Annotated in this window: 15 protein-coding genes; 10 read left to right on the top strand and 5 right to left on the bottom strand. The window is 58.9% G+C overall.

What is annotated here, in order from left to right; genetic code table 11:
• The first annotated feature begins 56 nt into the window (after positions 1 to 56).
• The 4 genes from ACVDG9_RS04530 (at position 57) to ACVDG9_RS04515 (ending at position 3,833) form a co-directional block, all read left to right on the top strand.
• Complete coding sequence (locus tag ACVDG9_RS04530) at positions 57 to 857, top strand: transporter substrate-binding domain-containing protein (protein ID WP_023001979.1); 801 nt, start codon at positions 57 to 59, stop codon at positions 855 to 857.
• Between the two features lie 123 nt (positions 858 to 980).
• Positions 981 to 1,787 (top strand): amino acid ABC transporter permease, encoded by an 807-nt coding sequence (locus ACVDG9_RS04525; RefSeq protein WP_447237367.1) that lies wholly within the window; start codon positions 981 to 983, stop codon positions 1,785 to 1,787.
• An 88-nt stretch (positions 1,788 to 1,875) separates the two neighbouring features.
• Positions 1,876 to 2,562 carry a DNA-3-methyladenine glycosylase I gene (locus ACVDG9_RS04520; RefSeq protein WP_077290713.1) on the top strand — a complete coding sequence of 229 codons (687 nt, stop codon included), beginning with the start codon at positions 1,876 to 1,878 and terminating at the stop codon, positions 2,560 to 2,562.
• A gap of 131 nt (positions 2,563 to 2,693) precedes the next feature.
• Positions 2,694 to 3,833 carry a site-specific DNA-methyltransferase gene (locus ACVDG9_RS04515; RefSeq protein WP_447237366.1) on the top strand — a complete coding sequence of 380 codons (1,140 nt, stop codon included), beginning with the start codon at positions 2,694 to 2,696 and terminating at the stop codon, positions 3,831 to 3,833.
• Between the two features lie 108 nt (positions 3,834 to 3,941).
• On the opposite strand, the gene ACVDG9_RS04510 is transcribed toward ACVDG9_RS04515, so the two are convergent.
• The 3 genes from ACVDG9_RS04510 to ACVDG9_RS04500 are packed head-to-tail and all read right to left on the bottom strand — an operon-like array spanning position 3,942 to position 6,645.
• Positions 3,942 to 5,747: a putative bifunctional diguanylate cyclase/phosphodiesterase gene (locus ACVDG9_RS04510; RefSeq protein ID WP_447237365.1), complete on the bottom strand. Its 1,806-nt coding sequence runs from the start codon at positions 5,745 to 5,747 to the stop codon at positions 3,942 to 3,944.
• Complete coding sequence (locus ACVDG9_RS04505; protein ID WP_062490227.1) at positions 5,744 to 6,328, bottom strand: heme NO-binding domain-containing protein; 585 nt, start codon at positions 6,326 to 6,328, stop codon at positions 5,744 to 5,746. Before ACVDG9_RS04505 ends, ACVDG9_RS04510 begins: the two co-directional genes overlap by 4 nt.
• Before the next feature lie 53 nt (positions 6,329 to 6,381).
• Positions 6,382 to 6,645: a hypothetical protein gene (locus ACVDG9_RS04500; RefSeq protein ID WP_367020315.1), complete on the bottom strand. Its 264-nt coding sequence runs from the start codon at positions 6,643 to 6,645 to the stop codon at positions 6,382 to 6,384.
• A gap of 107 nt (positions 6,646 to 6,752) precedes the next feature.
• On the opposite strand from ACVDG9_RS04500, the gene ACVDG9_RS04495 reads away from it, so the two are divergent.
• Together ACVDG9_RS04495 and adh are read left to right on the top strand one after the other, a co-directional pair.
• Complete coding sequence (locus ACVDG9_RS04495; RefSeq protein ID WP_023001985.1) at positions 6,753 to 7,697, top strand: GAF domain-containing protein; 945 nt, start codon at positions 6,753 to 6,755, stop codon at positions 7,695 to 7,697.
• Positions 7,698 to 7,870: 173 nt separating this feature from the next.
• Positions 7,871 to 9,391, top strand: a complete 1,521-nt coding sequence (gene adh, locus ACVDG9_RS04490; protein ID WP_023001986.1) for an aldehyde dehydrogenase — start codon at positions 7,871 to 7,873, stop codon at positions 9,389 to 9,391.
• A 108-nt stretch (positions 9,392 to 9,499) separates the two neighbouring features.
• Here adh and ACVDG9_RS04485 read toward each other — a convergent pair whose 3' ends face one another.
• Both ACVDG9_RS04485 and ACVDG9_RS04480 read right to left on the bottom strand, forming a co-directional pair.
• A complete protein-coding gene (locus ACVDG9_RS04485; protein ID WP_447237364.1) occupies positions 9,500 to 10,222 on the bottom strand; it encodes an alpha/beta fold hydrolase in 723 nt (240 codons plus the stop codon).
• 22 nt (positions 10,223 to 10,244) lie between these two features.
• Positions 10,245 to 10,553 carry a winged helix-turn-helix transcriptional regulator gene (locus ACVDG9_RS04480; RefSeq protein WP_023001988.1) on the bottom strand — a complete coding sequence of 103 codons (309 nt, stop codon included), beginning with the start codon at positions 10,551 to 10,553 and terminating at the stop codon, positions 10,245 to 10,247.
• A gap of 222 nt (positions 10,554 to 10,775) precedes the next feature.
• Here ACVDG9_RS04480 and ACVDG9_RS04475 point away from each other — a divergent pair, with 222 nt between their 5' ends.
• The 4 genes from ACVDG9_RS04475 (at position 10,776) to ACVDG9_RS04460 (ending at position 12,918) form a co-directional block, all read left to right on the top strand.
• Entirely contained in the window at positions 10,776 to 11,390 is a 615-nt protein-coding gene (locus tag ACVDG9_RS04475; RefSeq protein WP_447237363.1) for a glutathione binding-like protein, read from the top strand.
• A complete protein-coding gene (locus tag ACVDG9_RS04470) occupies positions 11,387 to 11,773 on the top strand; it encodes a nuclear transport factor 2 family protein (protein WP_062490234.1) in 387 nt (128 codons plus the stop codon). Before ACVDG9_RS04475 ends, ACVDG9_RS04470 begins: the two co-directional genes overlap by 4 nt.
• A 1-nt stretch (position 11,774) precedes the next feature.
• Positions 11,775 to 11,990 carry a tautomerase family protein gene (locus tag ACVDG9_RS04465; RefSeq protein WP_075282280.1) on the top strand — a complete coding sequence of 72 codons (216 nt, stop codon included), beginning with the start codon at positions 11,775 to 11,777 and terminating at the stop codon, positions 11,988 to 11,990.
• 367 nt (positions 11,991 to 12,357) lie between these two features.
• Positions 12,358 to 12,918 carry a DUF4166 domain-containing protein gene (locus tag ACVDG9_RS04460; protein ID WP_447237362.1) on the top strand — a complete coding sequence of 187 codons (561 nt, stop codon included), beginning with the start codon at positions 12,358 to 12,360 and terminating at the stop codon, positions 12,916 to 12,918.
• Positions 12,919 to 12,922 lie beyond the last annotated feature (4 nt).

The following is a 12,922-nucleotide window of genomic DNA, read 5'->3' as shown; positions in this document are numbered from 1 at the left end:
TTCCCAAACCGTGGCAAGCGGCTAAAGTCCGGCTAACTTTTGACCAGGAGTTTCCCATGAAAAAAACCGTTCTGACCCTCGCGGTCGCCGTTTCCTCCCTGATTGGCGCAGGCGTCTCCGCCCTTGCCGACAATCTGCCGGATCTCGGTGGCCGGGACATTGTCATTGCTTCGGAAAACACCTACCCACCGCTGCAGTTCGTCGACCCCAAGTCAGGCGAGGCAATCGGCTGGGAATATGATGCGGTTGCAGAAATCGCCAAGCGGCTGAACCTGAACGTCACCTTTCAGAACACCAGCTGGGATGCGATGATCCCTGCCATCTCCGCCGGCGAATACGACATGGCGATGAACGGCATCACCATTCGCGCCGACAGGGCCGAGCAGGTCGACTTTTCGGAGCCCTACATGCGGTCCGAAATGTTCATGCTGGTGCGCGCCGATGAAGACCGGTTTACCGATGCAAAGGGCTTTGCTTCCAACACGGACTTCCTGGCCGGTGCTCAACCGGGCACCACCCCCTTCTACGTCACTGTTTATGAAGTGCTGGATGGCGATGAAGCCAATCCGCGCATCAAGCTGTTCGAAACCTTTGGTGCCGCTGTCCAGGCGCTCAAGGCGGGCGACGTCGATCTGGTCCTGACAGACAGCACCGGCGGCCAGGGGTATGTCGCGACCAATCCGGACACCTTCAAGCTGATCGGCGATCCGATGGGCTCGGAAGACTTCGGCTTCATTTTCCCTAAAGGCTCCGACCTGATCGAACCGATCAATGCGGCTGTCGCCAGCATGCGCACAGACGGCACGCTGGATGCACTGAACAAGAAGTGGTTCTTCGACTATAAAGTCGCCCAGTAAGGCCATCCTCCGCCCCTGCGCGGCTGGACTTTCCACTCCATGGCCGGTATCCGGGCTTTTGGCCCCGATGCCGGCCATTTTCGTTTGAACTGCCGTTAACAAAGCTGGAGCCGAGACCAACCCATGTTCCGCAACAAGACACCGTCCGGCGCCCCCAAGGAAGACTTTCCCTATTGGCTTGTTGCTGCCGCCGGCATTGCGGTTTTCCTGTTGTTCCAGATCGCCACCGACGACATCTATTCGCAGGTCATGTCGACGGTCTCGCGTGGTATCGGACTGACGGTCTTCGTCACGCTTGTCGCCTTCTTCTGCGCCTCCCTGATCGGGCTCCTGCTGGCGCTTGCCTCCCTGTCCGGATCAATCGTCTTGCGGCAGATTGCCCGATTCTACGTCGAAATCGTGCGCGGCATGCCGATCATCGTGCTTCTGCTCTATATCGCCTTCGTCGCAACGCCGCTGTTCATTGCCGGGGTCAACGCCATTGTGGAACCTCTGGGTCTGGATCCGTTGCGCACGCGGGATTTCCCTCTGCTCTGGCGCGCCGTTCTCGCGCTGACCATCGGCTATTCTGCCTTCATTGCCGAGGTGTTTCGGGCAGGCATCCAGGCGGTCGACAAGGGACAGATCGAGGCCGCCGAAGCACTCGGCATGAACGGTTGGCTTCGCTTCCGCCTGATCATCTTCCCGCAGGCCCTGAAGACCATCCTGCCGCCCCTCGGCAATGATTTCGTCGCCCTGATCAAGGACAGCTCGCTGGTCTCGGTTCTGGGTGTCGCGGATATCACTCAGCTGGGCAAGGTCTACGCTGCCGGCTCCTTCCGGTACTTCGAGACCTACAATGTCGTCGCGCTGATCTACCTGATGATGACGATCACGCTTTCGCTGGCCCTGCGCAAATTTGAACGGGCAAAGCAGATCCAGGAGCGCTAAGGTTTTCGCCTGACCACGCCTTTCCTCCTCCCTCATCCTGAGGAGGGGGTGCCGGGGGAGCGGCGTCTGCAGCGAGACGGAGACCCGCATGCGTTCCTTTGAAGAAATAGAAGCACTGGCCGCGGAGAAGAAAGGCGGACCGGCAGCACTCAATGCTCTTTTGGCAGAGCATAATGCGCCCAGGACTGCGGAAGAACTGGAGAAGGTCGGTGACGATCGCTGGCTGGCCATGTTCACCAAGTGCGTGTTCCAGGCCGGTTTCAGCTGGAAGGTGATCGACCAGAAGTGGCCGGGTTTCGAAGAAGCCTTCGAGGGGTTCGACGTTCCCCGCCTCGCCTTTCTCCCTGACGAGGCGTTTGAAGCGCTGCTCGGTGACAAACGCATCGTCCGCAACGGTGCCAAGATCCGATCTGTTCAGGAAAACGCGATTTTCCTCAAGGACCTAGCGACCGAACACGGCAGCGCAGCCGGTTTTTTCGCGCATTATCCCGTCAACGACCAGATCGGCCTGATGGAGCTGCTCAAGAAGCGCGGCAGCCGGCTTGGTGGCAACACAGGGCAAATCGCCTTGCGCTTCATGGGCAAGGAAAGTTTCGTCCTCTCCGGCGATGTGGTTAACGCCCTGATCCGCGAAAATGTCATCGAGAAGGACGCGATGTCGAAAAAAAATCTTACCGCGATTCAGGCCGCCTTTAACGAATGGAAAGCAACTTCCGGTCGTCCCCTGAACGAAATCAGCAGAATTCTGGCCTTTTCGGTCGGGACAAGTCATTAACTTCTCATTCAGCTTTTACGATTGTAAACAAAGCCTTGATTCAAAGGGAATTTTTGTTCCATCAGCTTAACCGCTGATTTACCAAACCCGGTAACCATGACACTCGAAATTGCGTGAGGTATTGCGTCGCAATGAGTGTACTGCGTACCGGGGTGTCCTTCGCGGCACCCCGCCTATCAAATGAACCGGAAGCTGGTGCTTCCTGGCTGAACACGATCCTGAAGGGCGACTGCGTTGCCGCCCTTGAGAAACTGCCGTCCCGGTCTGTTGACCTGGTCTTCGCGGATCCGCCCTACAACCTTCAGTTGGGCGGCGATCTGCACAGGCCGGATCAGTCAAAGGTGGATGCCTGTGACGACCATTGGGACCAGTTCGAAAGTTTCGAAGCCTATGACGCTTTCACCCGGGCCTGGCTTCTGGCCGTCCGGCGGGTGATGAAGGCGGATGGCTCGCTGTATGTGATCGGCTCCTATCACAACATCTTCCGGGTTGGCGCGATCCTGCAGGATCTCGGCTTCTGGATCATGAATGACATCGTCTGGCTGAAGTCCAACCCGATGCCGAACTTCCGCGGCAAACGGTTCACCAATGCCCACGAGACCATGATCTGGGCGGTCAAATCGAAAGATGCGAAGCCGACCTTCAATTACGATGCGCTGAAGACCTTTAACGAGGATCTTCAGATGCGCTCCGACTGGCACCTGCCGCTGTGTACCGGTACCGAGAGGCTGAAGGGCAAGGACGGGCAGAAGGTGCATCCGACCCAGAAACCGGAGGCCCTGCTCTACCGTGTTCTGACGGCCTCCTCCAAACCGGGAGATGTCGTGCTCGACCCGTTCTTCGGGACCGGCACCACCGGGGCTGTCGCCAAGAAACTTGGCCGCCACTATGTCGGCGTGGAGCGTGAGCAGGACTATATCGACGCGGCCACGGCTCGTATCGAGGCCATCGAGCCGGGCAATGCCGCATCGCTGGAAATGCAGCAGGGCAAGCGGGCGCTGAAGCGCATCCCGTTCGGCACGCTTCTGGAAAGCGGTCTGCTGCAGCCGGGGACGGAACTCAGCTGCCCGAAAGGCAAGCATCTTGCCATCGTGCGCGCCGACGGCTCTCTCAAGTCCGGCGATCATACCGGCTCGATCCACAAGGTCGGTGCTCTGGTACAGGGTCAGGAAGCTTGCAACGGCTGGACCTTCTGGCACATCAACGAGGGCGGCAAGACGTCGCCCATCGACGATCTCCGCAAGGAAATCAGATCCCGCCTGCAGGCATAAGCAGGCACTCCAAAGAGAGACTTCGCGTTCCCCGCGAGATCGACTTAGCCCCGTTTCCCAGAAAAGGAGACGGGGTTTTCTTTATGGAATACGGGAACGGTATCTCGATCAGGCGCTCTTGTATTTCACGTCCGGCGCCCAGACATCCAGCCATTGCAGGATCTCGTCGGCACCGATGGGCGGCGAAAAATAGAAACCCTGGAATAGACGGCAGCCACAGTTTTTCAGGAACTCCAGCTCCTCGCGGGTTTCAACGCCTTCCGCCAGAACGTCCAGCCCCATGTTCTTGGCCATTGCCAGCATGGCGCCGGCAATTCTCTGCATCTTCGGGTTCCTGTCGAGCCCGGAAACGAACGAGCGGTCGATCTTCAGCGTCGCGACCGGTGTTTCGATCAAGGTTGCGATGGAGGAATGTCCGGTGCCGAAGTCATCAAGGGCCAGGGCGAAACCTGCCTGTTCCAGGTTACGGCACTGGGCAATCAGCTCCTGATCCGACTGGTCGAAGAGGATCGATTCCAGCAGCTCCAGCTGAATGTCCCCGGGCTTCAGGCCGGCCGCGGCAAGTTCGGCATGCAAGATCGCGACAAATTCCACCGACCTGAGGTTCGATGCCGTCACGTTCAACGAGAGCTTGCCTATGTCCCTGCCGGCGGATTTCCAGGCAACAAAATGGGTGAACGCCTTACAACGCACCTGCCGGTCGATTTCGGACATGATGTTTGCCCTGGTCGCCGTTTCCAGGAAACGGGCCGGTGGCAAAACCCCTTGTTCTGCCGTCTCCCAGCGCGCGACCACCTCCAGGCCGCACACCCGACCCGTGACGATATCGATCTGCGGCTGAAAATAGGGAACGAACTGGCTGCGTTTCAGACCTTCTTCGATCTGTGAGACCAACCTGCTCGTCTCCTCGTGCCGCCGGATCATCTCCTTTGACAGCAATTTGACGGACGACCGGGTGACCTTGGCATCGTAAAGCGCGATATCGGAATTCGCGATCAGCCTGTCGGCGTTCTGCACTTCGCCGGGATGAAACAGAACCACGCCTATACTCGCGCTGACCTGGCAGCTGTGCCCGTTGTAGCGGATCGGCATGGCGATCGCATTCAAGAGGCGCAGCGCCATGGCATAGAGGCTTTCCTTGTCCGGAGGCTCAGCCAGAAACAGGGCAAATTCATCACCGCCAAGCCGTGCAGGAAGGTCGTTCGGACCGCATATCGCCGACAACGCCTCGGCCGTCTGCATCAGGATCATGTCGCCCGCGGTATGGCCGAAGTTGTCGTTGACCGACTTGAATTCGTCGAGGTCGATGTGAAGGAGCGCAAACACGTGCCCGGTGTCGGGCAGCTGCAACGCCTCTTCCAGACGCCGGTGCAGTGCCCCTCTGTTGGCAATCTCCGTCAGCGGATCCTGTGAGGCCTTCTTTTCCGCTTCGATCTTCGCCGCCTTCAATGCGGTTGCCATCTTCTGGCTGTCCTCCAGAAGCGTGCGCTGCGCTTCGAAGGAGTAGAAGAGATCGATGGAGAAGTCGTTCGGTTTGAAGTCGGTTTCCGTCAACCCGAAACGTTCCACGACCTGCGACAGGTGAAGACCGAAGGACAGGTCCAGAAACACCGTGTCCTCGTCCGCAGCAGCAAGGGCAAAACCGCGAAACTGTATAGGTTCGCCATCCTGCGGACATGCGGAAAGGACCAGTTTCGTGCCGAGCCTTTCGCGAACACAGGCCATGGATCTGACGTTACGCGGCCGCTCAACCGTGAAGACGTCGAACAAGTTCGCTCCCGACGCTTCCGGCCCGAGGATCCGTTCAAGGGTCGGACCCAGTCCACTGATCCGGCCGCAATTGTCCAGAACAACATGCATGGGAAAAAGCATGTCGATGGCCTTGCAGGTCAGATCGAGTTTGGATGCTGTCAAATTCCGGCCTCGGTTCTCATGGGCTTGAGTGCAGTGTCGAGGATCCGGATTTCAAAGATGTCGTGATCCGCCTGTTCCGATTTCACCGCGACCTGGTTGACCTCGATGCTCTCACCGGTCTCCTTGGCGAGACCATGCAGAAGTCCGATGACCATCGGCGCCAGTCCGTCACGATCGGAATAGTAGTGCAGAATGCAGGATCCATCTTCCTTCTGGTCGACCTCGAAGGACGGCGGCTTCAGATGTGGCATCGACAGCAGGATCCGGTCGTGCATGTCATCGAGCCCCTTCAACTGCTCGATGAAGGAATTGCCGGCAAGGCGCATCAGATTGCCGAAATGCGAGGCGCCTGCGTATTCGACCCAGTATTTTCCGAAGATGCTCAGGACGTCCGATGCAGGCAGGCCGGTAAAGCTGCAGATGGCACCGACGAGCTTGTAGGTGATGGCATCGTCATAACTCGACATTCTTTCGAATTCGAGTTCCTCCAGGCCCGCGGTTTCGCAAATGCTTTGCCAGGCCTCGGGTCCGTGGTTGTCCAGAATGAAGGTGCGAATGCCTTCGTTCACCATTCCATACATGCAGACTCCTCCAGAGTTAGCATTGTGAGTATACGAATTTGCTTACGTCAGCATTAATCAGTTCCAGACATATGTCTGTTTTTAACTGCCATTACTGACAAACAATCACTACTTCCGCGCGAGTTTTCCGATTTAATTACCCAACGTTTCTTTTTCTCCAAATAACCCATTGAGAAAAACAACAATGAATACCTGAAACTCTTGCCGGAAGAAGGCGCATCGTTTGAGGTACCGGAAAGGCAATGCAAACCTTCGTGTCCGGCTCGGCCGCGTCTTCGGTTCGGCCCCTTGCCGGACAGACGGCTTGCAATCGCCATGCAATCCCTCCATCCTCCGCGATCAATCGAGCGTTCATGGGAGGAACGATCCGACGGTTTGAAACCGGCGCAAACGGCCGGAAGACCCGAGGTCGGCGGTCGCATTTATGAAAGACCATGTCGAGACAGTTCTGCGAACCGTGCAATCGGGATCAGCGCCTGCGCTGTCCCGGATTGCAGCCTCGTGGCGCAGATCGATCGACAAGCACGGCCTAGACCCTGCCGCCCACAAGGCGCCCCAGCGCATGGGGGACGACCAGCTTTACCGGCGCCGGGAAGAGACAGGCGCCTTCCTGAAAATCGCCACGCCGAAACTGGACCAGTTATTCGGCCTGGTCGGTCAGTCCGGCTGCACGGTTCTGCTGACCGACGCGGAGGGGGTTGTGCTTGACCAGCGCTGCATGAGCGCCGATGCGGACATCTTTCAGGACTGGGGTCTCAGCCAGGGCACCGACTGGAGCGAAGCCGCCGTCGGAACAAACGGCATCGGCACCTGCCTTGCCGAGGAACGCAATCTGATCGTCCATCGGCAGGAACATTTCCTGGCTCGCAATGTCGGCATGAGCTGCATGGACGCGCCGATCTATGGTCCGGACGGCAGGCTCGCCGGTGCACTCGATGTGTCTTCTGCCCGTTCCGACCAGACGGAAACCTTCAACCGGTTGATCGCAGCGATGGTCTCGCAGACTGCAAGACAGATCGAGATCGAAACCTTCCGCGCCGCTTTTCCAGCCGCCCGTATCATCGTCGCCGACGGGGAAACCACCGATACCGCAATGCTGCTTGCCGTCGACGCCGACGACATTGTTCTCGGGGCAACGCGCGCTGCCAGGAAGGCCTTCGGGCTTGGTGCAAGCGGCCCTCTGAAGCCCCTGCCCGCTTCCGATCTGCTTGGCCGCGAGGATGGCCCGAGCGGCTTTGAGAAGGCCGAAAGGGCTGCCGTCATTCGTGCACTGGCGCGGGCCGGCGGCAACGTTTCCGAAGCCGCGCGCGCGCTCGGCATCGGCCGGGCAACCCTTTACCGGCGAATGAAACGGCTGAACATAGACTGATATCCTGGCTGACCTGTCTCAGAACTGAGACACATGCCGGACACAGGCATCTGCCCCCTCCTACCACTGCGCAAGTTCCTCCGGCACAGTCCACCCATTCCCGGTGGAGGACCGGGACCTTCGGCCCGTCGCAGCTTCGGTTGCCTGACCGCCGATCTTGTGGAGGAACCCAGATGAATCAGATGCCCAGTTTTTCCGTCGATACGACGTCTCCGTTCAAGTCCCGCTATGACAACTATATCGGCGGCAAATTCGTTGCGCCTGTGAACGGACGGTATTTCAACAACATCACGCCGATTTCCGGCGCCACCGTTTGCGAAGTCGCCCGTTCCGATGCCGCTGACGTTGACCTGGCGCTTGATGCGGCCCATGCGGCCAAGGAAGCCTGGGGCCGGACCCCGGCAGCAGAGCGTGCCAATATTCTGCTGAAAATCGCCGATGTGATGGAGCAGAATCTCGACATTCTGGCCAAGGCAGAAACCTGGGACAACGGCAAGCCGATCCGCGAAACCACGGCAGCCGATATTCCGCTTTCCGTCGACCACTTCCGCTATTTCGCAGGCGTTCTGCGCGGCCAGGAAGGCTCCATGTCGGAGATCGATGCCGACACCATTGCTTACCACTTCCATGAGCCGCTCGGCGTTGTCGGGCAGATCATTCCCTGGAACTTCTCCATCCTGATGGCTGCCTGGAAACTGGCTCCGGCGCTCGCCGCCGGCAACTGCGTCGTTCTGAAACCGGCCGAGCAGACCCCGGCGGCAATCATGGTGCTGGCGGAGCTCATCGGCGGCCTGTTGCCGGATGGTGTTCTCAACATCGTCAATGGCTTTGGTGCAGAGGTTGGCGCCCCGCTCGCCAAGTCAAATCGCATCGCCAAGATCGCCTTTACCGGGTCGACCGAAACCGGCCGGATGATCATGCAGTACGCAACCGAGAACCTCATTCCGGTAACGCTGGAACTGGGCGGCAAGTCGCCGAACATCTTCTTTTCCGACGTCATGAGCGAAGACGATGCGTTCCTCGACAAGGCCATCGAAGGCTTTGTTCTGTTCGCCTTCAACCAGGGTGAAGTCTGCACCTGTCCGAGCCGCGCCCTGATCCAGGAAGACATCTACGAAGCCTTCATCGAACGGGCGATCGCCCGTGTGAAAGCCATCAAGCAGGGTGACCCGCGCGCCATCGAGACCATGGTCGGTGCCCAGGCCAGCCGCGAGCAGCAGGACAAGATCCTGTCCTATCTGACCATCGGGGTCGAGGAAGGTGCACAAGTGCTGTGCGGCGGCGCGGAAGCGAAGTTCGACGGCGACCTTTCCGGCGGCTTCTACGTTCAGCCGACCATCCTGAAAGGCCACAACAAGATGCGGGTCTTCCAGGAGGAAATCTTCGGCCCGGTGGTGTCCGTCACCACGTTCAAGACCGAAGAAGAAGCCCTGGCGATTGCAAACGACACCATGTACGGCCTCGGCGCCGGCGTGTGGTCGCGTGATGCCAACCGCTGCTACCGGTTCGGCCGCGCCATCGAGGCAGGCCGCGTATGGGTGAACAACTATCACGCCTACCCGGCCCATGCGGCCTTTGGTGGCTACAAGCAGTCCGGCATCGGCCGTGAGACCCACAAGATGATGCTGGATCACTATCAGCAGACCAAGAACATGCTGGTCAGCTACAACCCGAACAAACTCGGGTTCTTCTAAAGACTGCCGGCGTTACCCGATCTTGTCCTGGCAGTGATGCGGGGCAGTCTTCGGAAGAAGGCTGCCCCGTTTTCCGTTGAAGCTCCGGGAACGGCAGCCTGTTCATCGTCAAAGTTCTTCCGCAATCTCTTCCAGCAGATCCGCAAGCGCCTCAGGCTCGCTCACCATGGCATCGTGGCCTGTCGCGATCCGAGAGACCGGCCATCCCTTGGCCTGTGCCCGGGCCAGCGCGACTTTTGCCGGTGGATACGGCGGGTCAGTGCATTCGATGTAATGGGCTGGAAGACCGTTTCCGACCGGGTGCTTCAGGTCCAGTGCCGTGGTGAAGGTTCGGAACGGGTGCGGTGTCAGGTGCGGTTTCAAAAAGGCAACGTCGTCCGGCTTCGTGATGCCAAAACTTTCCGGCGGGGCTGGTGGCAGTGACAGGCCACCGCTGCTGGTTTCCGCCAGCTTCCTGCGGTCTTCGGCAAGATCTTGCGGCAGAAGATCGAACCAGGTCTCTCCGCTTTCCAGCATGATCGCGTCGAGATAGATCAGACCGGCAATCCGCTCAGGCACGAGGTCTGCAACCCCGGTGATCGGAATGCCGCCAAAGCTGTGGCCGACTAGAATGACGTCCGCCAGGTCCTCGAACTGTAAATGCCGGACGATATCTTCCACGAAGGTCCGGATCGTGATGTCCGGCGAAAGCAGATGCGAGCGCTCGCCGAGACCCGTCTGCGTTGGTGCGGTCACGCGATGCCCACGTACCCGCAGGATGTTTGCCAGACGCGACCAGCACCAGCCGCCATGCCAGACACCATGGACGCAAACGAAAGTCTGCTGTTTCAAGAGCCCCTCCCCACTTCACCACCTATTCGGCGGCTTCGGCCGCCATCTGGAAATCGCGCCGTACCTTCAGTTTGTGCCCGACTTCGACAATAGCTTCCAGTGCCGGAATCAGATCCTGGCCCAGATCCGTCAGCTCGTATTCAACGGAAGGTGGCGATGTCGGGCGGACATGGCGCAACAGCACACCGCGGCCTTCCAACTCTGAAAGGCGCTGTGACAGCACCTTGCCGGACACTGGGGGAATATCCGCCTTCAGCTCGTTGAAGCGGCGGGGACCTGCCCGCAGGCTCCAGATGACGTTGGGTGCCCAGGCTCCGGAAATCACCTGCATGCACTGGGTCAGACTGCAAGGAGTCGGTGGTTTCGGGCTCAGATTCTTGCGCATTTTCAAGGCCATAGGCACCACACGATCTTCAAGGGTCCAAGGTCACGCGGGAACCATCAGGTTTCTGCCCGGTAACTCGATAATGCAAGTTACCAATAGAAACCTACTTGTCAATGGTGACTTCAAAAGACACCTTCCGGGCATCGATACAAACCAAGGAGCCAATCGATGAAACTGTTCTACAAACCCGGTGCCTGTTCCATGGCTGCTCATCTCCTGCTCAACGAAGCCGGAGCCACCTACAGTCTCGAAAAAGTCGATACGACCGCGGGTCTGACGGAGACCGGCGCAGCATACGCGCAGACCAATCCGCGCGGCTACGTGCCGGCACTTCGGTTTGAGAACGGTGACGTTCTGACGGAAAACGTTGCCATCCTGCATTGGCTTGGCGAGCAGTACCCGGACTTTGCGACGGATACAGCTGGCAAGCCGCTCGACCGGTTCCGCGTGCTGGAATTGCTCAGCTTCCTGTCCTCAGAGCTTCACAAAGGCTTCAGTCCGTTCTTTTCCGGCAAGGAATTTTCTGAAGCAGAAGCAGCTGAAAACCAGGCAAAGCTGAATACCAAGCTCGGCCAGTTCGATGCCTTGCTGGTCAAGGGCGGCGACTATCTTTTGGGAGATACCTTCTCCGTTGCCGACGCCTATGCCTTTGTCATCTTGAACTGGACGAACTTCATCGGCGTGTCTCTTGGCGACTGGCCGAAGACGGCAGCCTATGTTGAGCGCATCCGTGCTCGCCCGGCCACCCTGAAGACCCTTCAGGAAGAAGGCCTGGCGGCATGAGCAGTGCCCTGACCGCGCTGGAAAAGGTCATATCCGACTATTTCGACGCGCTTTATCACTGCGATACCGGCCTGCTGCAGCAGGTGTTTCACGAGAAGGCAATCTACGCCACGGCGGACGAGACACCCCTGCTCTATCGCACGATGGCCGAATATGTACCGGTCGTCGCCGCCCGCCAGTCGCCGGCGTCCCGGGGTGAGGAGCGCCGCGATGTCATCGACGAGATCCAGTTCGCCGGTGAGAACACGGCCTTTGCCAGAGTTCGCTGTTCGATCGGCAACAACGATTTCACCGATTTCCTGACCTTCGTGCGTGACGAAGGCCGCTGGCAAATCATGGCGAAGATCTTCGAAATTCGACCACGCAACGAAGGAGTGGCCTGACATGCCTTACGTGAATATCCAGGTTACCCGTGAAGGGGTGACGGCGGAACAGAAAGCCCGGCTTATCAAAGGCGCGACGGACCTACTGGTTGACGTTCTCGACAAGAACCCGGCAACCACCTTCGTGGTGATCGAGGAAGTGGACCTTGAGAACTGGGGCGTCGGCGGCCTGCCGGTGGAAGAATACCGGGCAAGGCAGCTGGAAAAACAGAGCTGAACGGTCAAATGGAAGCCGGGGAAATCCCGGCTTCTTTCTTTGCCGCGTTGCGCTTCCCTCTTTCAGTTCCTCTCCACAGTCCGGGAAACCCAGGATTCGTTCGTCCCAAACATTCGTCATCGCAGGGCTCAACCCTGCAATCCATGCCGTGACCGCGCCTCAGCCAGAAGCCTCAATTGGCGGATGGGGAACGGCATGGATGCCATGGTCGGGCCATGGCATGACGGAGGAAGTGGAGAGGGATGTTGGAGGCTGAATGGTGCTCATCTGGACGTCACCAAACAAGTGCAAAGAGTTTTTGCTGTTGTCCAATCGACGCGAGAATGGTCTGTCTGAGAAGACACTTCGACATCAAAGCAGATCTCACATGCCCCGCACGCTTTATCAAACCATCCTCGGCCCCGAGTTCGACAAGGTACCGGCAGAAATCCGGCGGATGCACAGCTTTGCGCGGGTGGCGCGGGGCACCGCGGATGTCAGCCGGGGAAGCTCGTGGGGCGCAAAGCTGATTTGCCGGCTGGCGAAGTTGCCGGAAGCACGGATGGGTGTTCCGGTCGAGACCAGCTTTGAACCTATCGTGGGTGGAGAGCGCTGGACCCGGCGGTTTGACGGGCAGCCGTTCCAGACCGACATGATGGCCGGTACTGGCGAAGCGTATCCCTGCATGCTCGAGCGCCTTGGACCTTTCCTGTTCAAGATGCGGGTAACGGCAAGTGACAAGGGCATCGACATCACCCCGGCAGAGGTTTCGCTTGGACCGATTCCGCTGCCGCTGCGCCTTGCTCCGAGAGCGGTCGGGCGCGAGCGTGTTGTCGATGGAAGGTACAGTTTCACCGTAGAGGTGACCTTCCCGCTGATCGGGAAGGTCTTCGGCTACAACGGCCGGCTGGAGCCGGCCGTTCTGATCGATGATGCACAAGCCGTCTGACCGG

The organism is Roseibium sp. RP-7 (genome assembly GCF_053005225.1).
This window is presented reverse-complemented; position numbering and strand designations above follow the sequence as displayed.